This is a genomic window from Bradyrhizobium sp. USDA 3256 (genome assembly GCF_054058275.1).
In genome coordinates, this window is record NZ_JBSSAE010000002.1 from 1,707,957 (window position 1) to 1,734,928 (window position 26,972).

Consider the following 26,972-nt stretch of genomic DNA (forward strand, 5'->3'; position numbering starts at 1 on the left):
TTACGACTCTTCGTTGCGGTGCTCGATCTCCAGCGTGACGAGGCGCGCCAGCAGCGTTGCCGGATAGAGCTGGCCGAAGATCGCCTCGAGATTGCACAGGCTCCGCGCGATCGGATGCAGCGGAGCGACGTCGCCATAACCTGTCGTTGTGAGCGTGGCGAAGCTGAAATAGAGGACGCGGCTCGCCAATGTCGGGCTGTCTTCCACCTTCATGCCGGGAAATGCGTCGGGCCTCAGCGTGCCGACAAAGGTGTAGAGCGCCGCGAAGATCACGGCGACCGTGAGATAGAGCAGGACCGCGCCGATCACACGGTGATAGGTGACGCGGCCTGGCGCGAACGTCGCGCGCGCCACCGTCACCGCCATGGTGAGGCCGACGAGCAGCCAGGATGCGGCGAACAGGTTGAGATCGAAAATTGAAGGTGAGCGTAGTCTCAGGATCCCGCCCGTGACGATCATGACGAGCGCGACCAGCATCGTGACGACCGCCAGCGTGCTGCCCGACATCAGGAAGACGCCGCCGACCAGGACCAGCGCGAGCAGGAGCTCAAAAATCTGGAATTCGAACAGGCCCAACGCCTGCAACGGCGCCACCACGAAAATCATGACCAGGAGCAGGACAGTGAGCACCGTCAACAAGGAATCGCCCCAGCGCTCGCGTAGCTCGCCAGTGCTCATCCAGCCGCGCTTCATTCCCGCCCCGTCATTCGGCATTGCTTCGGGATGCCGGTACCGGACATTGCTGCGCGCCGGCCGCAAAGGCAAGATGGGGGACTGGTATTCTGTGGCGCGCCCGGCGATCCGGAGCGCCGGCCGGCCGTCTCAGGGGCTCGCGACCCGCTGCAGCGTGTTGAAGCGGGCTTTCTGCTCGCTGCTCAGCATCGCATAGAACTCGTCCAGTGCAGGCTCGATCAGCTTCGCGGCCTTCTGCATGGCCTCGAGCCGGTGCTGCATCGCCTCCAGCCGGCCGACTGGCGTCAGCGGCACGTCGTTCGGGCAGGCCGCCTGCAGGTCCGCTATGGCTTTTGTGGTCGCATCGCTCAGGCGATCGAGCGCTTCCTTCTGCTTGCCAGCCGGATGAAGCGAGGCCTCGATCCGGTTGATCGGCAGGTGGGCCAGGTCGGATTTCGAATCGCCGCAATTGCCGGTTTGCGCGGTCGCCTCCTGCTGCGGCGAACGCTCGCCGACGTGCGGACCAAGCGCATTGAAGCGGGCCTGTTGCTCGTCGCTGAGCGAGCTGTAGAAATTCTCCAGCGCCGGCCGCACGATCTTGATCGCCTCGAGCGTCGCGCTGATGCGGTTCTGCATCGACCGCAGGCGGCCGGTGGGCGTCATGGCATAGCTGTCCGAACAGGAGTCCTTGAAGATATCGGCGGCCTTTGCCGCTGACGTCTTCAACTCATCTAGGAGCGCGCGCTGCTGCTGGTCCGGCCGTACCGCCCGCGCGATGTCGGCAAGCGGCCAGGCCGTGACGCCCTTGTCCGGTTCGCCGCAGAGCTGCTTGATTGCCTGCGGGCTCGTGTCGGTGCGTTGACGGGACCGATCGCGGCCTGTGGTCGCCGGATAGTCGCCAGGATTGATGCTGGCATAGGCGGAGTAGGGACTGTTGGTGTCCCAGAACACGGTGTCGACGAAGTCGTCATAGGCGTAGGCCCAATAGCCGGGCTCGTAGGCATAGGACCAGAACGTGTAGTCAAAGATGTCCGAATAGGCGTAGGGCCAGAACACCGGCCCAAGCCACGCCACGAAGGCCGCGTGGCTGCCGCGGCGCCAGGCATGCCGGGGCGCCCAGCCGCCTTGGCGCGCCGCAAGCCCTGCTTGGCCTTGCGCACCTGCCTGCTCGCGGAAGCGCGCGGCAAATCGCTCGCGCTGAGCCGCCTGCGTCGCGGCCGTGGTCGCGACCGCAGCGCCAACCGTCGCTGCCGGCGCCAATCTCTGCCGGCGGGTAACGTCGGCCTGCTGCGCACGCTGCTCGCGCTGCAACAGGCGGTTCTGCGCCTGCAGGGCACGGTCATGGACGCGTTGCGCGCGTGCGCCTTGGACCTTTTGCGACTGCAATTGCTGCACGCGCTGCTGCAGGCGATCGATCCGGGTCTGCCGCTCGGTGGTCTGGCGCGAGAGCGCGTCACGCTGCCGCTGCTGCGCCGCCTGCTGGCGTTGCTGGATCATTTGCTGGTGCTGCTGCGCGCGCTGTTGAACGCGCTCCGTCGGCGACGGCCGCTCGCTCAAGCGCGAAGTTGGGCTCGGGCGTGATGGCGCCGCGATATGCGGAGCTTGACGCTGCGGTGCTCCTCGACGGAATTCGGGGCGTGGCGTTGCGACACGCGGCGCGGCGATATGGGGGGCCTGGCGCACAGACGGGGCGGCGAAATGCGGGGCCGGGCGCGGCGCCATTGCCGGTCGCTGCGGGGCGTGGAACGCGGGTGCTGCCGGCCGTGCCATCGCGGGTGGCCGAGCCATTGCAGGCGGTCTCGCCATTGCGGGCGGCCTGGCCATCGCGGGAGGGGCGGCGTGTACCATCGGCGCGGCGGGACGCGCCATTGCGGCCGGTGCAGCCGGCCTTGCCGCCGGTGGACCTTTTCCGTGTGGCTGGGCGGACGCGCCGCCGTTCGCCACGAGCATCGAGCTGCCAATCGAAAAGACAACAAACAAAGCGCGACGGGAAAGCATGAGCGTAGCTCTCCTTTCAACAGTCGCCCGCAGTGCTTCAACGCACTGACGTCGGATTCGTTCGTTGTGGCTACGGCCGGCGTTACGGTCTTCCGGCGCGGGGAACCGTCAGGAGACGTCCTGCGTGAGGGTCGCCGCGATCCGCTCCGTCGCCCAGTCGACCTGATCGCCGGTGATCACCAGCGGCGGAGCGATCCGGATGGTGTGCTCATGGGTGTCCTTGGCGAGAATGCCGCGCGCCTGCAGCGCCAGACAGTAGCGGCGGGCACCGCCGGCTTCCGGATGCAGCTCGATCGCCAGCATCAGCCCGCGCCCGCGCACCTCGCGGATGACGTTGGCGCGGATGTCCTGCAAGCCGGCGAGAAAGCGCGCGCCCTGTTGCGCCGCGTTCTCGATCATTCCCTCGTCGATCAGCACGCGCAGCGCCGCCCGCGCCACCGCGCAGGCCAGCGGATTGCCGCCGAAGGTCGAGCCGTGCTGGCCGGGCCGCAAGGTGCCGAGTACGGCGTTGTTGGAAAGCACCGCCGACACCGGATAGAAGCCGCCCGACAGCGCCTTGCCGAGCAGCGTCACGTCGGCTTCGATCCCTTCGTGCTGCTCGGCGAGCAGCTTGCCGGTGCGGCCGAGCCCGGTCTGAATCTCGTCGAACACGAGCATCACATTGTGCGCGGTGCACAGCTCGCGCACGCGGACGAAATAGCCTGGCGGAGGAATGATGACGCCGGCCTCGCCCTGGATCGGCTCGACCAGGAAGGCCGCGGTGTTCGGCGTGATCGCCTGCTCAAGCGCGGCGGGATCGCCGAACGGGATGATCTTGAAGCCCGGCGCGAACGGGCCGAAATGGTCGCGCGAGCCGGGGTCGGTCGAGAAGCCGACGATGCCGAGCGTGCGTCCATGGAAATTATTGGCGCAGACGATGATCTCGGCCTGTCCGTCCGGCACGCCCTTGACCTCATAGGCCCATTTGCGCACCGACTTGATCGCGCTCTCCACCGCCTCGGCGCCGCTGTTCATCGGCAGCACCTTGTGCGAGCCGGTCAGCTCCGCGAGCTCGCGGTAGAAAAGAGCGAGCTGGTCGTTGTGGAAGGCGCGCGAGGTCAGCGTCAGCCGATGCGCCTGCTCGATCATGGCTGCGAGGATCTTGGGATGGCAGTGGCCCTGGCTCACCGCCGAGTAGGCCGAGAGACAGTCGAGATAGCGGTTGCCATCGGTATCCCAGACCCAGACGCCTTCGCCGCGGGACAGCACGACCCCGATCGGCTCATAATTGTAGGTGCCGAACTGCGCTTCGGTTGCGAGGAAATCAGTGACCGATGCATTCATCATGCGTCACTCCCGCTGCAGCGCCCGAGAGATTACATCAAATCGCGCCTGCAGTTGATTTGGGCATCAGTTCCTCCACAGGGAAGTCTGTCGCCGGCCAAATGTGTCGTCTTATGCGCTGATGCTGCAGGGCACGCTGAGGAAGCCGCGGAAGCGCACCCGCCCGCCGCGAACCGGCGCGCCGTCGAGCGCGTAGTTCGGAAAGCGTTTGAGGAACCGCGAGATCGCGATGGCGCCTTCGAGGCGCGCCAGCGCCATGCCGGCGCATTGATGCGCGCCGGTGCCGAAGGCGAGGTGGCGGTTCGGCGCGCGCGCGACGTCGAAAGCTTCGGGGTTGGGGAATTGCGCGGGGTCGCGGTTGGCCGCGCCGATGCACAGCGTGACCAGCGTGCCCGCCGGCAGCTTCATGCCGCCGAGCTCGGTCTCTTCCACGATCATGCGGTTGCCGAGCTGGTTCGAGCTTTCGTAGCGCAGCATCTCCTCGACCGCGGTCTTGATCAGCTCGGGTTGCGCGATCAGCCGTTGTTTCTGATCCGGATTTTGGCTGAGCGTCACCAGCCCGTTGCCGATCAGATTGGTCGTGGTCTCATGGCCGGCGTTGAGCAGGAAGATGCAGTTGTGCAGCAATTCCTTCGCGGTCAGCCGCTCGCCATTATCCTCACCCTGGATCAGCCTTGTCAGCACGTCGCGTTCGGGATTGCCGGGTCTGGCGCGGCGGCGTTCAACCAGCGTTTCGAGATAGGCGAGGAAATCCTTCACCGCATTGTTGCCGCGGTCGAACGTCTCCTTGCCGATCACGGGCTCCAGCGCCCCCAAAATCGCCAGCGACCAGTCGCGTAGCGGCTCGCGTTCGTCGTGCGGCACGTCGAGCAGATTGCCGATCACCTCGACCGGAATTGCCGAGGCGAAGTCGCCGATCAGCTCGAACCGGTCGCGGGTCTCGATCCGGTCGAGCAGGTCGTCGACCAGCGCGATCAGGTCAGGCTCCATGCCGGCGATCGCCCGCGGCGACAATGCGCCCATGATCAGCCGCCGCACGCGGGTATGCGCCGGCGGATCGTTGAAGACGAGGCTGGTCGTGTGATGCTCGTAGAGCAGCGAGTTGCCGTATTTCGGCAGGAACTCCTTCTTCTTGTCCGAGGAGAACGCCTTGGTGTTCTTGTAGGCGGCGATGAGGTCGTCGTAGCGGGTGAGAAAATAGCAGCCGTTCGGCAGCCGCTTGACCGGCGCGTTCTCGCGCAACGCGCGATAGGTCGGGTAGGGGTCGGCGTAGAACTCCGGCGTCAGCTTCTCCAGGTCGAAGCCGTCAGCCAGCTCTCGCGCGTGTCCGTTCATGGCGCATCCAGCCCAATTAGTTTCATTTGCAACTATCGTAAGCCGCGGGCGGCGGTGGCGCAACACAATTTGCCAGGCGCCGGGAACAGCGCGCAGGGGCGCCGCGTGGTGCGAGCAAATCGCAGAGCCATATGCGGTTTTGCGCTTTGATGAAGCGCGCGCGCCCCTCTACAGTCGCGACCAAACAACAAGACCGGAAACGCCAATGCATGCCCGTGCCGACACTGCGGCCTCCTGGCCCGAGGAGATCTTCTCGATATTGCAGCGCTTCGAGGTGCGTCAGGTGCCCTACGTGCCGGACGCCGGCCATTCGCAGCTGATCGAGCGGGTGCTGGGGTCGTCCTCGATGCGCGGCATCGCGCTGACCACCGAAGAGGAGGGCGTAGCGCTGCTCGCGGGCGCCTGGGCCGGCGGCCAGCGCGGCGTGCTGCTGATGCAGTCGAGCGGGGTCGGCAATTGCATCAACATGCTGTCGCTGGTGCAGATCTTCCGCCTGCCGTTCCTTACGCTGGTGACGATGCGCGGCGAATGGGGCGAGTTCAATCCCTGGCAGGTGCCGATGGGCTCGAACACGCAGGGGATTCTCGAACTGTCCGGGATCAAGGTGCTGCGCGCCTCGCACCCTGAAGAGGTCCGCGAAGTCGTCGAGGCCGGCGCAGCGCAGGCCTATAACGCCTGCACGCCCACCGCCGTCCTGCTGTCGCAGCGCCTGATCGGGGCAAAGGTCTTCACCAAATGAGCAAAGCCAATCTCCTCGACCGCCGTGCCGTCGTTTCCGAACTGCTGAAAGATCGCAAGGGCGCCTTCGCCGTCGGCGGCCTCGGCGCCTCGACCTATGACATCGCCGCCGCCGGCGACCACGACCGCAACTTCTATCTCTGGGGCGGCATGGGCGGCGCCGTGATGATCGGGCTCGGCCTCGCGCTGGCCCAGCCGACGCTGCCGGTCGTCGTGATCACCGGCGACGGCGAGATGCTGATGGGGATGGGAAGCCTCGCCACCGTCGGCCTGCAGCAGCCCAAAAATCTCTCGATCATCGTGCTGGACAATGAGGCTTATGGCGAGACCGGCGGCCAGGCCAGCCACACCGGCGGGCCTGCCGACCTGGTCGGTGTTGCCAAAGCCTGCGGAATCGGTGATAGCCGGGCGATCAGCACGATGGCTGAGGTCGAGGCTTTTGCCTCGTCTTTGCAAGACGTTACGGCAGGGCCGCGGTTCGCCAGCGCAAAGATCGACGGGGCCAATCTGGAGCGCGTGCTGTCTAGCCGCGACGGCACCTACCTCGTGAACCGGATCAGAGGGTCGATCGGCCACACTCCTATTTAAAGTGGCTTTCGCGGTGCAATAGAACCTTGACTTTTGGTAAAGTGAGTGATTACTCACGACCCAAATGTCTACCTTACGCATGACGAGTGACTTGCGGCGTCAGTTGATCCTGAGCGCCGCAAAGCGGTGTTTCGCCCGCAACGGCTTTGCCGGCACCACGACAAAGAGCGTGGCGGCCGCGGCTGCCATTTCGGAAGGGCTGCTGTTCAAGCATTTCCCGTCCAAGGCGGCGCTCTATGCCGAGATCCTTGCCGAGGAGTGCGAGGCGGATCCCGATCTCGCGCATCTGCTCGGGCAGGAGCCCTCGACTGCGACGCTGGTCGAGCTAGTGCAAGGCATGGTCGGTCACTTCATGCAGCTGCGTGATGCGCCTGATCAGGAAGAGGCGCAGCGGATGCGGCTGATGGTGACGAGCCATCTCGACGACGGCGAGTTTGCGCGCCTGCTCTACGACAAGGTCGGCAAGCTGATCGGTCCGACCTTCGCCGCCTCGCTCGAGCGGGCGATTGCCTCCGGCGAGGCCACGAAGATCGGCGACGAGCCGCTCAACCTGTTCTGGTTTGCGCACCATACCGTGCTGATGGGTGCGCTGACCCAGCTGCCTGCGACACCGTGTCTCCCCTACGGCGATGCCGCCGCGGCCGAGCGCCAGCTTTGCCAATTCATCCTTCGCGGCATCGGACTTACCGAAGCCGCAATTTCAACTCATTTGGGCCGCCAGCCGTCGCCGATCGCAGGACCGTCGGTAACTGCAGAAAGTGCATGACATGAATATTCAGACCGAAAGCCACATCTCGGGGCAACCGATCAAGGAGAAGCAAGCCAAGCGTCCCGTCCGCATGGTGCGCTGGTTCATCATCGTAGGCCTGTTGCTGGCCCTGCTCGTCGGTGCGCTGGTCGGCTTCAACGCCTTCCGCAGCCACATGATCGCGCAGTTCTTTGCCAACAATAAGCCGCCGCCGGCGAATGTGTCGGCCGTCGAGGCGAAGACCGAGGTGATTCCGAACCTGCTGACCGCCGTCGGCGATCTCGTCGCCGTGCACCAGGTCAACGTCACGACCGACGTGCCGGGCCGCATCACCGAGATCCTGTTCACCGCCGGCAGCCACGTGAAGGCCGGCACGCCGCTGGTGCAGTTGTTCGACGCACCGGAGCAGGGCGACCTCGCCAACTACAAGGCGCAGGCGACCGTCGGCGAGCTGCAGCTCGACCGCGCCAAGCAGCTCGCGTCGCGCCAGTTCGGTCCGCAATCGACCGTCGACACCGCGCAGGCGGCTTACGACCAGGCCAAGGCGGGCATTGCCAAGACCGAGGCGCTGATCTCGCAGAAGCTGGTGCGCGCACCGTTCGAAGGCGATCTCGGCGTGCGCCAGGTCGAAGTCGGCCAGTACCTGACGGCCGGCACGCAGATCGTGTCGCTGACCGATCTGTCGGTGCTGTACGCCAACCTGACCGTCACCGAGAAGCAGAGCTCGCAGATCAAGGTCGGCCAGGCCGTACGCGTCTCGGTCGACGCCTATCCGGGCCGCACCTTCGAGGGCAAGATCACGACCATCGAGCCGCAGATCGCGACCGACACCCGCAACATCCGGGTTCAGGCCACGATCCAGAATCCGGACAGCATCCTCAAGCCCGGCATGTTCGCGACCACCACGATCGTGCTGCCCGGGAAGCCGCCGGTCGTGACCATTCCGGAAACCGCGGTCGACTACACGCTGTATGGCGACTCGGTGTTCCTGATCACCGAGAAGAAGGGCGACGACGGCAAGACCACCCTGACCGCGGACCGCACCTTCGTGAAGACGGGCAACCGCGTCGAGGGCCGTGTCGAGATCCTCAAGGGTCTGAAGGCGGGGGACAAGGTAGTCGCCGTCGGCCAGATCAAGCTGCAGTCGGGCATGGCGGTTGCGATCTCGACCGATCCGCCGCCGCCGGTTCCGGCCGAACCGCCGCGCTACTGATCTTCATTCATCGAACTCGGAGGGCCATCGGCCCTCCGCCACATCTTGCCGCAAGCCGGCAGAACACGAATCGAGTTGGCGATGGCCTTCACTGATATTTTCATCAAGCGCCCGGTGCTGTCGGTCGTCGTCAGCCTGCTGATCCTGCTGATCGGCCTGCGCGCGGCGATGGTTTTGCCAATCCGGCAATATCCGAATCTTTCGAACACCGTCGTGACGATCACCACGTCATACCCCGGTGCGTCGCCCGAGCTGATCAACGGCTTCATCACCACGCCGATCGAGCAGGCCGTCGCGTCGGCCGAAGGCGTCGACTACATGACGTCGAACTCGGTGCTCGGCACCTCGACGATTCAGGTCTACGTCAAGCTCAATCACGATCCGAACCAGGCGCTGACCGAGGTGCTCGCCAAGGTCAACTCGGTCAAATACCTGATCCCGAAGGAAGCCTTCGACCCCGTCGTGACCAAGGCGACCGGTGACACCATCGCCGTGATGTATCTGGGCTTCTCCAGCGAGGAGCTGACCGGATCGTCGATCTCCGACTATCTGACCCGCGTCGTGCAGCCGGTGCTCTCGACGGTCGATGGCGTCGCCTCGGCCGACATCCTCGGCGGCCAGACCTTCGCGATGCGCGTCTGGCTCGATCCGACCCGCATGGCCGGACGCGGCGTGTCGCCCAACGACGTCGCCGCCGCGATCGCCGCCAACAACTTCCAGGCGGCCGCCGGCCAGACCAAGGGCTTCTTCATCGTCTCCAACGTCTCGGCCAATACCGACCTTCAGAACATCGATCAGTTCAAGCGGATGATCGTGAAGGCGAAGGACGGCGGCTTCGTGCGCATCGAGGACATCGCGACGGTGGAGCTCGCCGCGCAGTCGACGGACGCCAGCGTCGCTTTCAACGGCGAGCATGCGATCTTCATCGGCATCAAGGCGACGCCGCAGGGCAACCCGCTGACCCTGGTGAAGGGCGTTCGCGCGCTGTTCCCCGACCTCGAGCGCAACCTGCCGCCGTCGATGAAGATGAAGGTGGCCTACGATTCCACCAAGTTCATTCAATCGTCGATCGACGAGGTCGAGAAGACGCTCACCGAAGCGGTCCTGATCGTCGTCGTCGTCATCTTCCTGTTCCTGGCCTCGCTGCGGTCGGTGATCATCCCCGTCGTCACCATCCCGCTGTCGCTGATCGGCGTCTGCATCCTGATGCTGGCCGCCGGCTTCAGCTTCAACCTGCTGACGCTGCTGGCGATGGTGCTGGCGATCGGCCTCGTGGTCGACGATGCGATCGTAGTCGTGGAGAACATCCATCGACATCTCGAGGAGGGCCTGCCACCGGTGCAGGCATCGCTGAAGGGGGCCCGCGAGATCGTCGGTCCCGTCATCTCCATGACGATCACGCTGGCGGCGGTGTACGCGCCGATCGGCTTCCTTGGCGGCGTGACCGGCACGCTGTTCCGCGAATTCGCCTTCACGCTGGCCGGTTCGGTGATCGTGTCGGGCGTGATCGCGCTGACGCTGTCGCCGATGATGTGCTCGGTGTTCCTCAAGAGCGCGGAGGAGGGCCGGTTCGCCAGGCTGGTCAATCGCGTGTTCGGCGCGTTGACGCGGGCCTATGGCCGTCAGCTCGACCGTTCGCTCGACTACCGCCCGATCACGGCGCTGTTCGCCGTGACCATCCTCGGTCTGGTCGGCTTCCTCTATATGCACATCCAGAAGGAGCTGGCGCCGCAGGAGGACCAGGGCATCGTGTTCGCGGTGACCAAGGCGCCGAAATACGCCAACATCGACTACATCGATTTCTACGGCGACAAGATGGACAAGGAGTTCCAGAAGTTTCCCGAGACCGACCTGCGGTTCATCCTGAACGGCATCACCGGTCCGCAGGGCGGCTTCGCGGGCATGCTGCTCAAGCCGTGGGATGAACGCAAGCGCAGCGCGCAGGCGCTGCAGCCGCTGGTTCAGGCCGAGCTGTCCAAGATCGAGGGCATCAGCGCGTTCGCGTTCAGCCTGCCGCCGCTGCCCGGCGGCCCCGGCGGTCTGCCGGTGCAGATGGTGATCTCGTCGACGGCCGGATTCCAGCAGGTGTTCGACCAGATGAACAAGCTGAAGGATGCGGCGCGCAAGAGCGGCCTGTTCATCGTCACCGACAGCGACCTCGACTTCAACCAGCCGGTGGTCCGGGTGAAGGTCGATCGCTCCAAGGCGAGCGACCTCGGCATCACCATGCAGTCGATCGGCGGCGCCCTGGCGACGCTGCTCGGCGGCAACTATGTCAACCGCTTCAATCTGGAAGGGCGCTCCTACCAGGTGATCCCGCAGGTGCCGCGCGCCAGCCGGCTCGCGCCCGAGGCATTCAACGACTACTACGTTCCCACCGCGACCGGGCAGCTGGTGCGGCTGTCGACCGTGGTTTCGGTCGAGACCGGCGTCGATCCGAACGCGCTGACCCACTACAACCAGCTCAACTCGTCGACCTTCCAGGCGGTGCCGATGCCCGGCGTCTCGATGGGGCAGGCGGTGGAGTTCCTGCAGGGTGAAGCCAAGAAGCTGCCGTCCGGCTTCAGCTACGACTTCCTGGCCGACTCCCGGCAATACGTCCACGAAGGCAATCAGCTGCTGGTCACCTTCGCGTTCGCCATCATCATCATCTTCCTGGTGCTGGCGGCGCAGTTCGAGAGCCTGCGCGATCCGTTCGTGATCATGATCTCGGTGCCGATGGCGATCGTCGGCGCCTTGATCCCGCTGTTCTTCGGCGTCGCCACCATGAACATCTACACCCAGGTGGGCCTGCTGACGTTGGTCGGACTGATCACCAAGCACGGCATCCTGATGGTGGAGTTCGCCAACGAGCTGCAGCTCAACGAGGGACTGGACCGCCGCGCGGCGATCGAGATGGCTGCCCGGATCCGCTTGCGTCCGATCCTGATGACGACGGCGGCCATGGTCACCGGCCTGCTGCCGCTGCTCACGGCCTCGGGCGCCGGCGCTGCCAGCCGCTTCTCGATCGGGCTCGTGGTCGTGGCCGGTATGACGATCGGCACGCTGTTCACGCTGTTCGTGCTGCCGATGGTCTACACGGTGATCGCGACCGACCACCAGGCCGCGGCCCATTCCGATCGCGCCAAGCAGATCGCCGACTACGAGCTCGACCGTCGCGGCGGCGCGCTGAAACCGACCTGAGCCCTCCAAGCTCATGCTCGCAGGGAAGGCGGCACTGGCGAAAGCCACTGCCGCCTTTTCTTTGTCTCGTGATAGCCTTTGCCGAGGGCGGGCAGAAAGTAACTCGCCTCAGGAAATCCGGAGGAAACAGGCATGGCGAGCGAGTTTGCGGCGGGCAATTACCGGTTCATTCCGGCCGTGTTCCAATATTCAAGCGGCGCGCAGGCGAACGCGGGCTATGAGATCGAGCGGGTGCGCTTCGATCGCCTGCTGCCGCTCGCGGAAGGTTTTGCGCGGATCGCGGCCTACATCAAGGATGCCGGCCGCCCGTTGACGGCGTTCTGCGCCTGCGAATTGCGTTCGCCGGCCGCCTTCACCGAAGACGGCTTCCGCGCCTTCAACCAGCACTACGTCAAGACGCTCGCCGAATGGGGGCTGTTCGACGGCACCATCAATCCGGTGGCGCGCAGCAATGTCTGTCCCGAGATCGATCCGCCGGCCGAGCCGTCGTTCCATGCGTTCTCGTTCACGCGGCCGAGCACGACGACGTCGCCCTCCTTCGTGATCGCCGGCGGCGCGGAGGCACGCGGCGGCACCGCCAGCTATCCCGACCGCATCGTTTGCTATCGCGATCTCAGTCCCGGCGCGTGGCGGGAGAAGGTCCGCTTCACCGCCGGCGAGATGGAGCGCCGTCTGGCGGAGTTCAGCTTCGGCTGGCAGGAGACGACGGCGGTGCAGGCCTACACCGTGCACGACATCCATCCCGTGCTCGTCGACGAGCTGGTCCGCCGCGGCGCCACCCGCTCCGGCCTGACCTGGCACTTCTGCCGCCCGCCGGTGGTTGATCTCGAATACGAGATGGATTGCCGCAGGGTGCTAAGGGAAGTGGTGATCTAAAGCATGATCCGGAAAAGTGCGAAGCGGTTTTCCGAAAAGATCATGCTCAAACAAAGAGCTAAGGCGCGATGACGATTCAACCTAATCTCATCGCGCTTTAGCTTTCGTCGTCATTGCGAGAAGCGAAGCGACGAAGCAATCCATAGCTCCGCACGCTCGGTGATGGTAGATTGCTTCGCTCCGCTCGCAATGACACGAACTTGGTGTCACGCAACTCTCCCCGTCATCCCGCGAAGGCGAAGCCTTTGCGCGGGGATGACGGAGAGGGATGGGCGCGCTCAGTTTGCAGTCACCGCGCCTTCGGGTCCAGCGCGTCGCGCAGGCCGTCGCCGACCAGATTGAACGACAACACGACCAGGAAGATCGCAAGCCCCGGCCAGACCGCCATCCATGGCGCGCTTGTCAGGAAGCGTTGCGCGGCGTTGAGCATGCTGCCCCAGGACGGCGCCGGCGGCTGCTGGCCGAGGCCGAGGAACGACAGCGCGGCCTCGGCGATGATCGCGGCCGCGATCGACAGCGTCGCCTGCACCAAAAGTGCCGGCAGGATGTTGGGCAGGATGTGGACCAGCGCGATCCGCCAGCGCGGATTGCCCATCGCGCGCGCCGCCTCGACATAGTCTTCGACCTTGACGCTCATCACCTGGCCGCGGGTCAGGCGGATGAAGATCGGGGTCGCCGAGACGCCGATCGCGATCATCGCGTTGCCGAGGCTCGGGCCGAGGAACGCCGCGAGCGCGATCGCCAGGATCAGGAACGGGCAGGCCAGCATCGCATCGGTGATGCGGCTGATCAGCGCGTCGATGAAGCCGCCGCGATAGCCGGCGACGAGGCCGAGCGGTACGCCGATCGCAAGCGCGATGCCGACCGAGATGACGCCGGCAAGCAGCGAGGCGCGGGCGCCGAACACGACGCGGGCCAGCACATCGCGGCCGAGCTCGTCGGTGCCGAACCAGTGCTGCGCCGACGGCGCCTTGCGCACCAGCGACCAGCTCGTCGCAATGGGATCATAGGGAACGATCAGCGGCGCGAACACGGCGAGCAGGATGAAGATCGCGATCACGGCGAGGCCGAGCACGGCGCCCTTGCGCCGGATCAGCCGCCGCCAGGCGCGCCGCGCCGGGCTTTCCAGCGTTTCGGCGACGGCAAGCGAAGCGGCAGTGGTGAGTGTCGCGTCCGTCATCTGGTCAGCCCCTCAGCCGCGGGTTGACGAGGATGTAGGCTATGTCGGCGATCAGGTTGAGCGTGATGTAGATCGTCGCCGTGGTCAGCACCACGCCCTGCACGACGGCATAGTCGCGATTGAACACGGCATCGACGATCAGCTTGCCGAAGCCCGGGATCGAGAAGATCTGCTCGGTGAGGACCGCGCCTGACAGCAGCGTGCCGAGCTCGAGTGCGCCGAGCGTGATGATCGGCGTCAGCGCGTTGCGCATCGCATGCTTGAGGATCACCGTCCGCTCGGACAGGCCCTTGGCGCGCGCGGTGCGGACATAGTCGCTCTCCAGCACCTGCAGCATGGCGCTTCGTGTGTGCCGCATCAGGATCGCCGCGATCGCATTGCCGAGCACGAAGGCCGGCATGATTGACGCGGCGATGCTGGCGCGCCAGTTCTCGGTCAGCGGCACGTAGCCGGACGCCGGCAGCCAGCCGAGTTCGATGGAGAACAGGAAGATCAGCATGATGCCGAGCCAGAAGTTCGGCGTCGAGATGCCCCACAGCGCGAACAGATTGGCGCCGTAGTCCCAGGCCGTGCCCTTCTTCACCGCCGAGACGATGCCGGCGGGAATGCCGATCAGGAAGGCTATCACGATCGCCATGCCTGCAAGCTGCAGCGTCACCGGCAGCTTCTGCGCGATCAGCTCCAGCACCGGCATCTTGTTGCGCAAGGACTCGCCGAAGTCACCCGACAGCACGCCCTTGATCCAGTAGACATATTGCACAGGGATCGGCTGATCGAGATGGTACTGCGCGCGGATCTGCGCGATCACCGCAGGATCGCGTTCCTCGCCGGCCATCACCAGCGCCGGATCACCCGGCAGCAGATGCTGCAGCGAGAAGATCAAGACCGAAACGAAGAACAGCGTCGGGACGATCTGAGCCAGCCGCTTGGCAAGGAAGTTCAGCATCGCGATGCTCGTGTCCCGGACACCGGCGTGATCATTTCAGCTTCAGCCCGACCACGCGCACCAGCCCATCGGGCATCTGCTTGTAGCCGTCGAGCTTTGTCGTGTGTGCGATGATGATGCGGCGATGGTAGATATAGAGGAGCGGCTCGTCCTCCTGTTCCAGCTTGGTCAGCTTGGCGTAGATCGCCTTGCGCTGCGCCATGTCGGTGGTGAGGCGGGCGTCGTCGAGCGCCTTGTCGGCCTCGGGACTGGCCCAGGCGCTGTAGTTCTGCGGCGCATCCTTGTGCAGGAAGACATAGGAGTTGCCGTCCGGATCGATGCGGCCGCTCCACGCCAGCATATAGGCCTGGTATTCGCCGGCCTCGGCCTGCTTCAGCGAGGTCGCGAATTCGGTGACCCGGATCTTCAAGTCGAAGCCGGCCTCCGCCGCCATCGATTGAATGACCTGCGCGGTGGCTTCGGTCTCGGGGCCCTTCGGCACCATGAAATCGACGCTGACCGGCGGCGTCACGCCGGCCTCCTTCAACAGCGCCTTGGCCTTTGCGACATCGCGCGGGCGGATCGGAAAGTCCTTCTGGTAGTAAGGATGATCCGGGCTCAGCCACTGGTTTCCAGGCTTGAACTCGCCGTTGAACACGACCTGGTTGATCGCCTCGCGGTCGATCGACAGATCAAGCGCCTGCCGGACCTTGGCGGACTGGCTGAGGGCACCCTTGGCCTTGTCCTTTCCGATGTTGAGGGTGATGCCCTGATAGCCGAGCTCGATCGCGCTCGAGACCTTCAGCCGCGAATCCGCACGCACGTCCTTCAGGTCGGTCGCCAGCACGCGTTCGATCAGGTCGAGCCCGCCGGATTTGAGATTGGCAAGCCGCACCGTGGCGTCCACGATCGGCAGATAGACGATGCGGTCGATGAAGACATTGTCCTTGTTCCAGTAGTCGGCAAATTTCTCCAGCACGATGCGGTCCTGCTGCACGCGCTCGACGAATCTGTAGGGACCGGCGCAGACCGGATGCAGGCCGAACTTGTCGCCGGCAGCCTTGGCGGCCTTCGGCGACACCATCATGCCGGCGCGGTCGGTGAGCTGCGCGATCAGGGGCGAGAACGGTGCCTTGAGCACCAGCTTGATGGTTAGGGGATCGACGACATCGATGTGATCGATGCTGGCAAGCTCCGGCTTGCGGAACGAGCCGGGGAAGGTCAGATGCCGCTCCAGCGAGAATTTGGCTGCCTCCGCATCGAGCGGCTCGCCATCCTGGAACTTGACGCCAGGCCTGAGCTTGATCGTGACCTCCTTGCCGTCGGCGGAGGTCTCGTGCGACAGCGCGAGCTGTGGCACGATGTTGAGCTTCTCGTCGATGTCGAACAGCTTGTCGCACAGCGCGGCAAACACGATGCGACCGACATAGGTGCGTGCCATGGTCGGGTCGAGCACGTCGGGGTCCTCGGCAAGACCGATCCGCAGCGTGGTCTGTGCCTGGGCGCCAGCCGCCAGCGATAGCAGCAGGGCGGCAACGGTTGCCGCCAAACCAAACATCCTCATCACACAGCTCCCCATTTTCATGCCTGCGGCACCGTCCCGAAATGACCAACCCCGCCGCGCCCGGTCCCTTCCGCGGCTCCGCTGAAGGCCGCCACCAATTTCTCCAGCGACGGCGAGAAGCCACCGTCAGAGGGGACGATACTCTCGGCGGGCGGCAGGTCCGCGATGCGGTGACAGGCCGTGGCGTGGCCCGTGTCATCCGCCAGCAATAGCGGAACCTCGCTGCGGCAGCGCGCGATCGCATAGGGACAGCGGGTATGGAAGCGGCAGCCGGAGGGCGGATTGAGCGCGCTCGGCAGCTCGCCCTCCAGCACGATGCGGCTGCGCTTCGCACGCGGCTTCGGCACCGGGATCGCCGACAACAGCGCGCGGCTGTAGGGATGGCGCGGGGCCGCGAACAGCGCCTGTGCATCGGCGGTCTCGACGATGGTGCCGAGGTTCATCACGGCGACGCGGTCGGCGATGTGCTTCACGACGGCCAGATCGTGCGAGACGAAGATATAGGCGAGCTTCAGGCCGTCCTGCAGGTCGCGCAGCAAATTCAGGATCTGCGAGCGGATCGAGACGTCGAGCGCCGACACCGGCTCGTCGCAGATGATCAGCTTCGGCTCGACCGCGAGCGCGCGGGCAATCGCGATGCGCTGGCGCTGGCCGCCGGAGAATTCATGCGGATAGCGCCGCGCGAAGCGCGGCTCGAGCCCGACCAGGCGCAACAGCTGCTCGACGCGCTCGCGGCGGGCCGGCGGCGGCACAAGATTGTGCAGCGCCAGCGGCTCGGTCAGGATCTGGCTCACCGTCATGCGCGGGTTGAGCGAGGCGTAGGGGTCCTGGAAGATCAGCTGCGCGTCGCGGCGGAATGCGCGGAGCTGCTCGGCATTGAGCGTGCCAAGGTCGCGGCCCTCGAAGCGGATACGTCCGGCATCCGGCTCGATCAGCCGCAGCACCAGCCGGCTGACGGTGGATTTGCCGCAGCCGGATTCGCCGACCAGCGCCAGCGTCTTGCCGGCCTCGACCGTGAAGCTGACGCCGTCGACCGCCTTCACATGGGCGGTCGGCCGGCCGAACAGCGAGCGTTCGGCGACGAAATGCTTCACCAGCCCTTCGACCTCGAGCAGCGCAGTCATGACACCAGCCGCTCCAGCGGCGCGCGGATGCAGCGCGAGGCGTGGGTCGGGCTCAGCAGCGCGAGCGGCGGCGGCGATTTGGTGCAGGCATCCTCGACGAACGGGCAGCGCGCGGCAAAGCGGCAGCCGGCGGGCGGGTTCGCCATGTTCGGCACCATGCCCTCGATGGTGGCGAGACGGCTGGTGCGGCGGTCGAGCCGCGGGATCGAGCCGAGCAGGCCGACCGTGTAGGGATGCTGCGGATTGGCAAACAGCTCGTCGACCGGCGCGCGCTCGACGATCTCGCCGGCATACATCACCGCGACCTCGTCGCAGACTTCGGCGACGACGCCGAGATCGTGGGTGATCAGGATGATCGCGGCGCCGCTCGCGGCCTTCAGCTCCCGCATCAGATCGAGGATCTGCGCCTGCAAGGTGACGTCGAGCGCGGTGGTCGGCTCGTCGGCGATCAGAAGCTGCGGATCGCAGGCCAGCGCCATCGCGATCATCACGCGCTGGCGCATGCCGCCGGAAAGCTTGTGCGGAAATTCGTCGACGCGTTTCTCGGGCGAGGGAATATGCACGCGGCGCAGCAGCTCGATGCTGCGTTCGCGCGCCGCGCGCCGGGAGCCGCCGCGGTGGCGCAGAATCGTCTCGGTGATCTGGTCGCCGATGGTGAAGCTCGGGTTGAGCGAGGTCATCGGCTCCTGGAAGATCATCGCGAGGCGATTGCCGCGCAGGTCGCGCAGCGTCGCATCAGGCACGTCGAGCAGGTCGAAGCCGTCGAAGCGGATCGTGCCGGAGACGGCGGCGGATTGCTTCGGCAACAGCCCCATGATCGCAAGCGAGGTCACGCTCTTGCCGCAGCCGGACTCGCCGACCAGGCCGAGCGTGGCGCCGTTGGCGACGGAAAGATCGACGCTGTCGACGGCATGCGTCACGCGGCCGTCGTCGCCCTGGAAGGCGACGCGCAGGCCCTCGATCTCGATCAGCGGGCCTGCCTTCATTCGCGACTCGTGGTTGTCGCCGCGATGCCGGCGTCGATCGTGGCGCGATCGCTGGTTCCGGCCGGGTTGTCGCGGGTCGGCATGAAGCTCCGGAACGGAACCCAGTGCTCTCGGCTGACGGCTTCCAGCCGCTCCAGCTCGCGCAAGGGATCGGTGTGGTCGTCGACGCGCAGATCGAGCGCCGGCCATTCCTCTGCGCCGTGGATCAGAAGAGCCGCCGATTGCTTGCCGCGCTTGTCGCCACCGGCCGCTTCGCCGGCGAACATCGCCTTGATCAGCCGTTCCGCGAACGGCAGCTTCTCGTTCGCGGCATAAACGCGCGCGGTCTCGTCGAGCACCGCGGGTCCGGCCAGCATGTTGCCGGCGATCGAGAACCCGTCGCCGGCGATATGGCCGAACCAGTCGATGCAGTCCTTGCCGGAATGCGCTGCGATGCGGCCCCTGGCGTCCATGACATGGACCTGCCGGCTCTCGCGGCCGCTGTCGGGCGCAATCAGCGCCGCGATCACCTCATGCGGGCTGTTGCCGCCGCGCAGCAGCGCGAGGCCGTCGATGCCGTAATAGGGATTGACCAGCGCCTGCGTCGCCACCGCGCCGATCCCGGGTGCGATGTGCGGCACCAGCGCGCCGACCGCGAAGAACCGCGTCGCGACGGCGATGCCAAGCTGGCCGGTGGCGCTGTCGCGGGCGATGATCGACCAGGTCATCTCGCGTCTCTTCTCCCTCTCCCCGCTCTTCGCGGGGAGAGGGCTGGGGTGAGGGGCTTGTTCCGCGAAGATGGTACAAATCGAGTTCGCGGAGACTCCCCCTCACCCGGATCGCATCTTCGATGCGATCCGACCTCTCCCCGCAAGCGGGGCGAGGTGGAGTTTGGGGCTCGCTCCGCGATCCGACCGGACGTCATCATGCTGTGGCGATCACCTTGTGTTAGCGGCCTGCGGCGTAACCCTGCATGCCGCGCGGATTGGCGGCGGCGCGGCGGCGGGCGCCGACCTTCGAGGCCGCGGTGAGGCGGCCTTCCGACCAATCGGGACCAATCTCAACCACATGGCCGCGGCGTTTCAATTCGTCGATGGTCGATTTCGGCACGCGGTTTTCCAGCACCAGCACACCGGGCCGCGACGTGCGAGGCCAGAACGAGATCGGGAAATGCTCGGAGTGCCAGGCCGGGGCGTCGATCGCCTCCTGCAGATTGAGACCGGCGTGGACATGGCGCAGGAAGAACTGCGTGATCCACTGATCCTGCTGGTCGCCGCCCGGCGAGCCCCAGGAGAGATACGGCTCGCCGTCGCACAGCGCCATGGTCGGCGAGAGTGTGGTGCGCGGCCGCTTGCCCGGCGCGAGCGAGGCAGGGTGGTTCTCCTCGAGCCAGAACATCTGGGCGCGGCTGCCGAGGCAGAAGCCGATCTCGGGAATCACCGGCGAGGACTGCAGCCAGCCGCCGGACGGCGTCGCCGAGATCATGTTGCCGGCCTTGTCGATGATGTCGAAATGCACGGTATCGCCGCGCACCTCGCCGAACCGGCCGACGGTCGGCTCGCCCGCGCCCATGGCGCCGACCGCCTCGCGATGCCCTTCGGCGTGTCGCAACTTCACGACGCCGCCGAAGCCCTCGAGCGAGCCGGGGCGGAAGTCGAGCGAAGCCTTGTCTTTCGAGATCAGCTTGCGCCGTTCGTTGTTATAGGCATCGGACAGCAGCGTCTCGATCGGGATGTCGGTGAATTTCGGGTCGCCGTAGAACGTCTCGCGATCGGCATAGGCAAGCTTGGCGGCTTCGATCTGCAGATGGATGAAGTCGGGGCCTGCGGGATCGAGCCCGTCGAGCTCGAAACCCTTCAGCAGCGCGAGTTGCTGCAGCATCACCGGACCCTGGCTCCAGACCCCGGCCTTCTGCACGGTGTAGCGACCGTAATCATAGGTGAGCGGCGCCTCGATGGTCGGCTGCCAACGCGCCATGTCGTCGGCCGACAGCACGCCGCGGTGCGGCGAGCCGGAGACGTCCATCACCTCCTGGGTGCGGCAGAACTTATCGATCGCCTCGGCGACGAAGCCCTTCGACCAGGCCTGCCGCGCGCGCTCGATCTGCGCCACGCGATCGCCGCCGGCGCTCTCTGCCTCATCGAGGATGCGTGCGTAAGTTTCCGCGAGCTTCTTGTTGGTGAAGATGGTGCCGGGCTTCGGCACCTCGCCGTTGGGCAGATAGACGTCGGCCGATGTAGTCCAGTATTTCCGGAACAGTTGCTCGACGGTCTTGATGGTGGCCGATGCACGCTCGACCAGCGGATAGCCGTCGCGTGCGTAGGCGATCGCGGGCTCCAGCACGTCGCGCAGCTTCATGGTGCCGTAGTCGCGCAGCAGCAGCATCCAGGATTCGAATGTGCCGGGCACGCAGGCCGCAAGCAGGCCGGTGCCGGGCACCATCTCGAGACCCTCGCTGCGATAATGCGCGATGGTTGCCTTCGCCGGCGCCGGGCCCTGGCCGCAGATCACCTCGCTTTTGGCGCGCTTGACGTCGTGCACGATGATCGGAACGTCGCCGCCGGGGCCGTTCAGATGCGGCTCGACCACCTGTAGCGTGAAGGCGGTGGCCACTCCGGCGTCAAAGGCGTTGCCGCCTTTCTCCAGCGTTGCCATGCCGACCGCGGTGGCGATCCAGTGCGTCGAGGTGACGACGCCGAAAGTGCCTTCGATCTCGGGCCGGGTTGTGAACGGATCGGGGTTGATGTTGCTCATGGCGATTGACCGTTCGTCGGTTTGTTGTTGGGCCTCTTTGGCGGGCGCACTTGATCACAGGCCGGCTGGTATGCCAACCGCTTGGTGGACATGGCCGCTCCCATCCGCGTGATCATGCCGGAACGGCGGCGGGACTGTTTACGGCATGGCAGGCGACGCCGTCGATCAGTTCCGGTGTCTTCTGGCGGCAGAGATCGAAGGCGAGGGGACAGCGCGGGTTGAAGGAGCAGCCTGACGGCGGATCGATCGGATTCGGAATCTCGCCCTTCACCGGGATGCGCTGGCGGCCGGACATCGCAAGGTCCGGAACCGCGCCGAGCAGCATCTTCGTGTAGGGCATTCGCGGGTTCTCGAACAATTCTCTGCCCTCGGCGATCTCGACGATGCGGCCGAGATACATCACGCCGATCCGGCTCGCCATGTGGCGGACCACTGCGAGATTGTGGCTGATGAAGAGATAGGTGAGGCCGAACTTGTCCTGCAGATCGCGCATCAGGTTGAGGATCTGCGCCTGCACGGAGACGTCGAGCGCCGAGGTCGGCTCGTCGCAGACGATGAACTCGGCCTCGGATGCCAGCGCGCGGGCGATCGCGATGCGCTGGCGCTGGCCGCCGGAAAATTCATGCGGGAATTTTTGACCGTCGTCGGGGTGCAGGCCGACCAGCGAGAGCAATTCGCCGACCCGAGCCTTGACGTCGCGCTCGCCCTGGATCAGGTCGAAGGCGCGGATCGGCTCGGCGACGATGGCGGCGACCCGGTAGCGCGGATTGAGGCTCGCATAGGGATCCTGGAAAACCATCTGGATGCGCCGGCGCAAGCGGCGACGCGCCTGGCCCTGCCGCGGGTCGGTCATCGAGACGCCGTCGATGACGACCTCGCCCGAGCTCGGCGGCAGCAGGCCGACCACCATCCGCGCGACCGTGGTCTTGCCGGAACCGGATTCGCCGACCAGCGCGAAGGTCTCGCCGCGCTTGATGTCGAAAGAGACGCCGTCGACGGCTTTCAGGAATTCGAGATGGCCGCCCTCGATCACGCGGTTGAGCCACGGTTTGGAGACGTCGAAGACGCGGCGCAGGTTCCTGACCTCGATCAACGTCCCGCTCATGCCGCCGTCTCCTTCGCCGGCTCAAACAGGTGGCAGGCGACGGATTGCGTGCCCTGCCGGATCGGCTCGGGGCGTTCGACGTGGCAGCGATCGAAGGCAAACGCGCAGCGCGGATTGAACGGGCAGCCCGGCGGAATCGCCGACAGCCGCGGCATCGAGCCGGGGATCTGCACCAGGCGCTTGTCCTCGCCGGCGAGGGTCGGGATCGCGCCCATCAGGCCTTTGGCATAGGGATGCAGCGGGTTGCGCACCACCTCCTGCACCGGGCCGATCTCGGCGATGCGGCCGGAATACATCACCGCAACGCGGTCACAGGTTTCGGCGATCACGCCCATGTCGTGGGTCACCAGCATCACGGCGGTGCCGTGGTCGCGGCCGAGCCGCTTGATCAGCGCGATGATCTGCGCCTGCACGGAGACGTCGAGCGCGGTGGTCGGCTCGTCGGCGATGATCAGTTCGGGCTCGGCGCAGATCGCAAGCGCGATCACGACGCGCTGGCGCATGCCGCCGGAGAATTCGTGCGGGTAGCCGTCGATGCGCTTTTCCGGCGCGGGAATGCCGACCTCGGCCAACAGATCGATAGCGCGCCTGCGCGCGGCGCTCTCGCTCAGATTGCTGTGGGTGCGAATGGTCTCGATGATCTGGTCGCCGATCCGGTAGAGCGGATTGAGGCTGGTCAGCGGATCCTGGAAGATCATGCCGATCCGCTTGCCCCTGATGCGGCGGATCTCCTCCGGCGGAAGATGGTCGATCCGCGTGCCCGAGAGTTCGATCTCGCCGCCGGAAATGCGGCCGGGCGGATCGATCAGTCCGATCACAGCAAGGCCGGTGACCGATTTGCCGGCGCCGGACTCGCCGACCACGCCGAGTACCTCGCCCTTGGCGATGTCGAACGACACGCCGTTGATGGCGCGCAAGGTCGCACGGCGGGTGACGAATTCCACCACGAGATTGCGCACGGAAAGAACAGGCTTGGTCATCGGAGCTTCGGATTGAGTGCGTCGCGCAGCCAGTCGCCGAGCAGGTTGATGGAGAGGATCAGGCCGGCCAGCGCAATGCCGGGGAAGGCGACGATCCACCATTCGCCGGCGAACAGATAGTTGTTGCCGATCCGGATCAGGGTGCCGAGCGAGGGCATGGTGTCGGGCATGCCGGCGCCAAGGAACGACAACGTCGCCTCGGTGATGATCGCGAGCGCGAGGTTGATGGTGGCAATGACGAGGATCGGGCCCATCGTGTTCGGCAGCACGTGCCGCAGCATGATCTTCGGCGCCGGCAGGCCGATCAGCTGCGCCGCGGCCACGTAATCCTTGTTCTTCTCGACCATCACCGAACCGCGCACGGTGCGGGCATATTGCACCCAGAAACTGAGGCCGATCGCGATGATGAGGACGCCGAGCGTGCTCATCTCGTCGAGCCGGTTGCCGAGCAGCGATTTGGCGACGCCGTTGACCAGCAGTGCGATCAGGATCGCGGGGAAGGTGAGCTGCACGTCGGCGATCCGCATGATCACGGTGTCGACCACACCGCCGAAATAGCCTGCGATCAGCCCGAGGGCGATGCCGAGCGCGCCGGCGAAGACCACGCCGGCCAGGCCGACCGCAAGCGAGATGCGCAGGCCGTAAAGGATCGCCGAGAGCACATCGCGGCCCTGCTCGTCGGTGCCGAGCAGGAACGGGCTTTGGCCGTCGGCGGTCCACAGCGGCGCGATCCGCGAGTTGATCAGCTGCAGCTGCGCCGGATCGAACGGGTTCTGCACCGCGAGCCACGACGCGAAGATTGCGAGCAGAAAGAACAGCAGCGTGATCACGGCGGCGACCATCGTCAGCCTGGAGCGACGGAATGAATAGAAGACGTCGCTGTCGAGCGCGCGCCTGAACCAGCCGGCAGGGGCCTGGTGGTCCTGGGAGGGATGGGGGACGACGGCATCGGACATCGGTCAGCCCCTCATGCCGCGCGGCCGACGGTCGAGCGCAAGCGCGGATCGACCACGGTGTAGAGGATGTCGACCACGAGATTGATGGTGACGAAGATCAGCGAGACCATCAACAGGTACGCGGCCATGATCGGGATATCGACATTCTGCACGGCCTGCACGAACAGAAGTCCCATGCCCGGCCATTGGAACACGGTTTCGGTGATGATCGAGAAAGCAATAACCGAGCCAAACTGCAGGCCGGCCACCGTGATGACCGGAACCAGGGTATTCTTCAGCGCATGGCCGAAATGGATCGCGCGCGTGGTCAGCCCGCGGGCGCGGGCGAAGCGGATATAGTCGGTCCGCAACACTTCCAGCATTTCGGCGCGCACCAGCCGCATGATCAGGGTCATCTGGAACAGCCCGAGCGTGATCGCCGGCATGATCAGCGCCTTCAGGCCCGAGACGGTCAGCAGTCCGGTGGTCCACCAGCCGAGCTTCACCACCTCGCCGCGGCCGAAGGAGGGCAGCCAGCCCAGCGTCACCGCGAACAGATAGATCAGCAGGATGCCGATCAGGAAGGTCGGCAGCGAAATGCCGATCAGCGATACCGCCTGGAATAATTTGGCGAGCACGGTGTCGCGGCGCAGCGCCGAATAGACCCCCATCAGGATGCCGGCCACCATCGCGAACAGCGTGGCGCAGATCGAAAGCTCCAGCGTCGCCGGCAGCCGCTCCGCCAGCAGCGAGGAGACCGGCAGGCGGAACTGGTAGGACACGCCGAACTTGAACTGCAGCGCATTGATGAAGTAGCGGCCGAACTGCACTAGCACCGGATCGTCAAGGCCGAGCGAGTGCCGGATTTCAGCGCGCTGCGCGGCCGACGTGTCGATCGAGACGATCTGGTTCACCGGGTCGCCGGCGAAACGGAACATCGCGAACGCAATCACGCCCACGGCGAGCATCACGCCGATCGCCTGCAGGAAGCGGCGAAGAGTGAAAGCCAGCATCTCTACCTTTCACTGCTTTTGACATTCGGCGCGCGGCTTTGCGCGGCCGGAAAGCGCGAGGTCCCGGAAGCCTGCGCTTCCGGGACCCAATTCGCCAAAACCACTATTCACCCTGTTTGGTCGCCCAGTAGAGCAGCACCTGGTTGTCCGCGCGCTGGGTCAATTTGACCTTTTTCGACACGCCCCACACCAGCGGTTGCTGATGCAGCGGAATGTAGCCGTAGTCCTTGATGACGATTTCGTAGGCCTGCTTGATCAACTGGTCGCGCTTGGCGGTGTCGCCTTCGACCAGGACCTTGTCGGTGAGCGCGTCGACTTCCTTGTTGCAATAGCCGCCGAGATTGGCCTCGCCCCTTGTGGCATCCTTCGGATCGTCGCGGCAGCCGAGGATGTCGTGCAGCACGTTGTGCGAGTCGGACGTCGCGGGCGTCCAGCCCAGCATGAAGAACGAGGTCTGGTAGCCGCCGGGCTTCAGCACCTTGGCGAAATACTGCGCCTTCGGCTGCGCCAGCAGGTTCACCTTGACGCCGATGCGGGCCAGCATGCCGACCACCGCCTGGCAGATCGCGGCGTCGTTGACATAGCGGTCGTTCGGGCAGTCCATCGTGACTTCGAAGCCGTTCGGATAGCCGGCGTCGGCCAGCAGCTTCTTGGCACCATCAGGATCGAGCTTCGGCCGGGTGAATTCCTTCGACAGCGGATAGAGCTCGGGGGCGATCATCAGCGTCGAGGGGGTCGACATGCCGCGCATGACGCGGGTCTTGATCAGATCGACGTCGATCGTCTTGTAGAAAGCTTCGCGGACGCGGATGTCCTTGAACGGATTCTTGCCCTTGATGTTGGAATACAGTAACTCGTCGCGCGCCGTATCCATGCCGATGAAGATGGTGCGAATTTCCGGCGCGGTCATGACGGTCGCGACGCCGCTGGAATTGACGCGCTGGATGTCCTGGAGCGGAACCGGTTCGATGACGTCGACTTCGCCGGAGAGCAGCGCGGCAACGCGGGTGGCGTCGGAGCCGATCGGGGTGAAGATGATCTCCTTGAGATTATGCTCGGGCTTGCGCCAATAGCCTGGAAACGCCTTGAACACGGTCTTCACGCCGGGCTGGTGGCTCTCGATCGTGAAGGGGCCTGTGCCGTTCTCGTGCAGCGCCGCGTAACTCGGCGTGGTTGCGGAGGCCGGCGTCGGTGCGACCGAGTTGTTCTCCTCGCACCACTTCTTGTCCATGATGTACCAGCTATCCCATTGCGAGATCAGGATGGGATTGGGCGAGTCCAGCGTTACGTCGACGGTGTAGTCGTCGACCTTGCTGAACTTGGCGTCGGCCGGGACGTTGCTGAGGAAGTTGGAGCCCCTGGCGCGGACGCGCTCGGCCGAGAACAGCACGTCGTCGGCGGTGAAGGGATCGCCATTGTGGAATTTCACGCCCTTGCGCAGATGGAAGCGCCATTTGGTCGGGCTCAGCGTCTCCCAGCTTTCCGCCAGGGCCGGAATGATCTTGAGGTCCTTGTCGCGCGCGGTGAGGCCTTCGTAGACGTGGGCGTGGTGCGCGATCGTCGTAGTTTCCTTCAGCGTGTAGGGATCCAGCGACTTCAGCTCGCCCTGGTTCGCATACTTCAACGTCTGGGCCGATGCCGGCAAAGCAAAGGCGACGAGTGCGGCGATAGTGGCCGCAAACAAACTCCAACGTACCGACATGTAATCCCGCGTCCCCGTTTTTGTCCGCCGGCTGCTTTGTCCGGCTGGTAT

General features: G+C 65.4%; 23 protein-coding genes. 7 read left to right on the plus strand and 16 right to left on the minus strand.

What is annotated here, in order from left to right; genetic code table 11:
- Positions 1–678 (minus strand): potassium channel family protein, encoded by a 678-nt coding sequence (locus ACVWY5_RS09695; RefSeq protein ID WP_225160765.1) that lies wholly within the window; start codon positions 676–678, stop codon positions 1–3.
- A gap of 144 nt (positions 679–822) precedes the next feature.
- The gene (locus tag ACVWY5_RS09700; RefSeq protein WP_321176789.1) at positions 823–1,746 is read right to left on the minus strand and encodes a Spy/CpxP family protein refolding chaperone; all 924 of its coding nucleotides are present in this window, start codon (positions 1,744–1,746) and stop codon (positions 823–825) included.
- Between the two features lie 72 nt (positions 1,747–1,818).
- Between ACVWY5_RS09700 and ACVWY5_RS09705 the strand changes: the two genes are divergently transcribed.
- A complete protein-coding gene (locus tag ACVWY5_RS09705) occupies positions 1,819–2,253 on the plus strand; it encodes a hypothetical protein (RefSeq protein WP_244482388.1) in 435 nt (144 codons plus the stop codon).
- A 525-nt stretch (positions 2,254–2,778) separates the two neighbouring features.
- Here the strand turns inward: ACVWY5_RS09705 and rocD are convergent.
- Positions 2,779–3,993, minus strand: coding sequence for an ornithine--oxo-acid transaminase (gene rocD, locus ACVWY5_RS09710; protein ID WP_028331845.1), 1,215 nt, complete (start codon positions 3,991–3,993; stop codon positions 2,779–2,781).
- A gap of 111 nt (positions 3,994–4,104) precedes the next feature.
- The gene (locus tag ACVWY5_RS09715) at positions 4,105–5,328 is read right to left on the minus strand and encodes a cytochrome P450 (RefSeq protein WP_028331844.1); all 1,224 of its coding nucleotides are present in this window, start codon (positions 5,326–5,328) and stop codon (positions 4,105–4,107) included.
- A gap of 205 nt (positions 5,329–5,533) precedes the next feature.
- On the opposite strand from ACVWY5_RS09715, the gene ACVWY5_RS09720 reads away from it, so the two are divergent.
- From ACVWY5_RS09720 to cnbZ, 6 genes are all read left to right on the plus strand, one after another.
- Positions 5,534–6,067 carry a thiamine pyrophosphate-binding protein gene (locus ACVWY5_RS09720; RefSeq protein ID WP_028331843.1) on the plus strand — a complete coding sequence of 178 codons (534 nt, stop codon included), beginning with the start codon at positions 5,534–5,536 and terminating at the stop codon, positions 6,065–6,067.
- Positions 6,064–6,654: a thiamine pyrophosphate-dependent enzyme gene (locus ACVWY5_RS09725; protein WP_028331842.1), complete on the plus strand. Its 591-nt coding sequence runs from the start codon at positions 6,064–6,066 to the stop codon at positions 6,652–6,654. Before ACVWY5_RS09720 ends, ACVWY5_RS09725 begins: the two co-directional genes overlap by 4 nt.
- Before the next feature lie 64 nt (positions 6,655–6,718).
- Positions 6,719–7,420 (plus strand): TetR/AcrR family transcriptional regulator, encoded by a 702-nt coding sequence (locus tag ACVWY5_RS09730; protein WP_028331841.1) that lies wholly within the window; start codon positions 6,719–6,721, stop codon positions 7,418–7,420.
- 1 nt (position 7,421) lies between these two features.
- Positions 7,422–8,615 (plus strand): efflux RND transporter periplasmic adaptor subunit, encoded by a 1,194-nt coding sequence (locus ACVWY5_RS09735; RefSeq protein ID WP_016842923.1) that lies wholly within the window; start codon positions 7,422–7,424, stop codon positions 8,613–8,615.
- 81 nt (positions 8,616–8,696) lie between these two features.
- Entirely contained in the window at positions 8,697–11,798 is a 3,102-nt protein-coding gene (locus ACVWY5_RS09740; RefSeq protein ID WP_028331840.1) for a multidrug efflux RND transporter permease subunit, read from the plus strand.
- Positions 11,799–11,930: 132 nt separating this feature from the next.
- The gene (cnbZ, locus tag ACVWY5_RS09745; protein WP_028331839.1) at positions 11,931–12,674 is read left to right on the plus strand and encodes a 2-amino-5-chloromuconate deaminase CnbZ; all 744 of its coding nucleotides are present in this window, start codon (positions 11,931–11,933) and stop codon (positions 12,672–12,674) included.
- A gap of 289 nt (positions 12,675–12,963) precedes the next feature.
- Here the strand turns inward: cnbZ and ACVWY5_RS09750 are convergent, their stop codons facing one another.
- The 12 genes from ACVWY5_RS09750 to ACVWY5_RS09805 all read right to left on the minus strand — a co-directional run bounded on the left by ACVWY5_RS09750 (position 12,964) and on the right by ACVWY5_RS09805 (position 26,921).
- A complete protein-coding gene (locus ACVWY5_RS09750; RefSeq protein ID WP_028331838.1) occupies positions 12,964–13,854 on the minus strand; it encodes an ABC transporter permease in 891 nt (296 codons plus the stop codon).
- Between the two features lie 4 nt (positions 13,855–13,858).
- Positions 13,859–14,800, minus strand: coding sequence for an ABC transporter permease (locus ACVWY5_RS09755; protein ID WP_028331837.1), 942 nt, complete (start codon positions 14,798–14,800; stop codon positions 13,859–13,861).
- A gap of 31 nt (positions 14,801–14,831) precedes the next feature.
- The gene (locus ACVWY5_RS09760; protein WP_051375983.1) at positions 14,832–16,343 is read right to left on the minus strand and encodes an ABC transporter substrate-binding protein; all 1,512 of its coding nucleotides are present in this window, start codon (positions 16,341–16,343) and stop codon (positions 14,832–14,834) included.
- A 17-nt stretch (positions 16,344–16,360) separates the two neighbouring features.
- Positions 16,361–17,467 (minus strand): dipeptide ABC transporter ATP-binding protein, encoded by a 1,107-nt coding sequence (locus tag ACVWY5_RS09765; RefSeq protein ID WP_028331835.1) that lies wholly within the window; start codon positions 17,465–17,467, stop codon positions 16,361–16,363.
- Complete coding sequence (locus tag ACVWY5_RS09770) at positions 17,464–18,453, minus strand: ABC transporter ATP-binding protein (protein WP_028331834.1); 990 nt, start codon at positions 18,451–18,453, stop codon at positions 17,464–17,466. The genes ACVWY5_RS09765 and ACVWY5_RS09770 overlap by 4 nt, the downstream gene beginning before the upstream one ends.
- On the minus strand, positions 18,450–19,160 hold the full coding sequence (locus ACVWY5_RS09775) for a DUF1028 domain-containing protein (RefSeq protein WP_028331833.1): 711 nt from the start codon (positions 19,158–19,160) through the stop codon (positions 18,450–18,452). The genes ACVWY5_RS09770 and ACVWY5_RS09775 overlap by 4 nt, the downstream gene beginning before the upstream one ends.
- Positions 19,161–19,380: 220 nt before the next feature.
- Positions 19,381–21,186 (minus strand): gamma-glutamyltransferase family protein, encoded by a 1,806-nt coding sequence (locus tag ACVWY5_RS09780; protein WP_028331832.1) that lies wholly within the window; start codon positions 21,184–21,186, stop codon positions 19,381–19,383.
- Positions 21,187–21,298: 112 nt separating this feature from the next.
- A complete protein-coding gene (locus ACVWY5_RS09785) occupies positions 21,299–22,291 on the minus strand; it encodes an ABC transporter ATP-binding protein (RefSeq protein WP_028331831.1) in 993 nt (330 codons plus the stop codon).
- Positions 22,288–23,271 carry an ABC transporter ATP-binding protein gene (locus ACVWY5_RS09790; protein ID WP_028331830.1) on the minus strand — a complete coding sequence of 328 codons (984 nt, stop codon included), beginning with the start codon at positions 23,269–23,271 and terminating at the stop codon, positions 22,288–22,290. Before ACVWY5_RS09790 ends, ACVWY5_RS09785 begins: the two co-directional genes overlap by 4 nt.
- Positions 23,268–24,227: an ABC transporter permease gene (locus tag ACVWY5_RS09795; protein ID WP_028331829.1), complete on the minus strand. Its 960-nt coding sequence runs from the start codon at positions 24,225–24,227 to the stop codon at positions 23,268–23,270. The genes ACVWY5_RS09790 and ACVWY5_RS09795 overlap by 4 nt, the downstream gene beginning before the upstream one ends.
- An 11-nt stretch (positions 24,228–24,238) precedes the next feature.
- Positions 24,239–25,219: an ABC transporter permease gene (locus tag ACVWY5_RS09800; protein WP_028331828.1), complete on the minus strand. Its 981-nt coding sequence runs from the start codon at positions 25,217–25,219 to the stop codon at positions 24,239–24,241.
- Between the two features lie 103 nt (positions 25,220–25,322).
- Positions 25,323–26,921, minus strand: a complete 1,599-nt coding sequence (locus ACVWY5_RS09805; protein WP_028331827.1) for an ABC transporter substrate-binding protein — start codon at positions 26,919–26,921, stop codon at positions 25,323–25,325.
- Positions 26,922–26,972: the final 51 nt, after the last annotated feature.

Excerpts from the sequence above, each read along its gene's own strand:
- ACVWY5_RS09800 (WP_028331828.1), bottom strand. The coding sequence starts at position 25,219 with ATGCTGGCTTTCACTCTTCGCCGCTTCCTGCAGGCGATCGGCGTGATG.
- ACVWY5_RS09750 (WP_028331838.1), bottom strand. The coding sequence starts at position 13,854 with ATGACGGACGCGACACTCACCACTGCCGCTTCGCTTGCCGTCGCCGAA.
- ACVWY5_RS09780 (WP_028331832.1), bottom strand. The coding sequence starts at position 21,186 with ATGAGCAACATCAACCCCGATCCGTTCACAACCCGGCCCGAGATCGAA.
- ACVWY5_RS09795 (WP_028331829.1), bottom strand. The coding sequence starts at position 24,227 with ATGTCCGATGCCGTCGTCCCCCATCCCTCCCAGGACCACCAGGCCCCT.
- ACVWY5_RS09755 (WP_028331837.1), bottom strand. The coding sequence starts at position 14,800 with ATGCTGAACTTCCTTGCCAAGCGGCTGGCTCAGATCGTCCCGACGCTG.
- ACVWY5_RS09695 (WP_225160765.1), bottom strand. The coding sequence starts at position 678 with ATGAGCACTGGCGAGCTACGCGAGCGCTGGGGCGATTCCTTGTTGACG.
- ACVWY5_RS09775 (WP_028331833.1), bottom strand. The coding sequence starts at position 19,160 with ATGACCTGGTCGATCATCGCCCGCGACAGCGCCACCGGCCAGCTTGGC.
- ACVWY5_RS09790 (WP_028331830.1), bottom strand. The coding sequence starts at position 23,271 with ATGACCAAGCCTGTTCTTTCCGTGCGCAATCTCGTGGTGGAATTCGTC.
- ACVWY5_RS09765 (WP_028331835.1), bottom strand. The coding sequence starts at position 17,467 with ATGACTGCGCTGCTCGAGGTCGAAGGGCTGGTGAAGCATTTCGTCGCC.
- cnbZ (WP_028331839.1), top strand. The coding sequence starts at position 11,931 with ATGGCGAGCGAGTTTGCGGCGGGCAATTACCGGTTCATTCCGGCCGTG.
- ACVWY5_RS09720 (WP_028331843.1), top strand. The coding sequence starts at position 5,534 with ATGCATGCCCGTGCCGACACTGCGGCCTCCTGGCCCGAGGAGATCTTC.
- ACVWY5_RS09785 (WP_028331831.1), bottom strand. The coding sequence starts at position 22,291 with ATGAGCGGGACGTTGATCGAGGTCAGGAACCTGCGCCGCGTCTTCGAC.
- ACVWY5_RS09730 (WP_028331841.1), top strand. The coding sequence starts at position 6,719 with ATGTCTACCTTACGCATGACGAGTGACTTGCGGCGTCAGTTGATCCTG.
- ACVWY5_RS09715 (WP_028331844.1), bottom strand. The coding sequence starts at position 5,328 with ATGAACGGACACGCGCGAGAGCTGGCTGACGGCTTCGACCTGGAGAAG.
- ACVWY5_RS09740 (WP_028331840.1), top strand. The coding sequence starts at position 8,697 with ATGGCCTTCACTGATATTTTCATCAAGCGCCCGGTGCTGTCGGTCGTC.
- ACVWY5_RS09735 (WP_016842923.1), top strand. The coding sequence starts at position 7,422 with ATGAATATTCAGACCGAAAGCCACATCTCGGGGCAACCGATCAAGGAG.
- ACVWY5_RS09805 (WP_028331827.1), bottom strand. The coding sequence starts at position 26,921 with ATGTCGGTACGTTGGAGTTTGTTTGCGGCCACTATCGCCGCACTCGTC.
- rocD (WP_028331845.1), bottom strand. The coding sequence starts at position 3,993 with ATGAATGCATCGGTCACTGATTTCCTCGCAACCGAAGCGCAGTTCGGC.
- ACVWY5_RS09760 (WP_051375983.1), bottom strand. The coding sequence starts at position 16,343 with ATGAGGATGTTTGGTTTGGCGGCAACCGTTGCCGCCCTGCTGCTATCG.
- ACVWY5_RS09770 (WP_028331834.1), bottom strand. The coding sequence starts at position 18,453 with ATGAAGGCAGGCCCGCTGATCGAGATCGAGGGCCTGCGCGTCGCCTTC.
- ACVWY5_RS09725 (WP_028331842.1), top strand. The coding sequence starts at position 6,064 with ATGAGCAAAGCCAATCTCCTCGACCGCCGTGCCGTCGTTTCCGAACTG.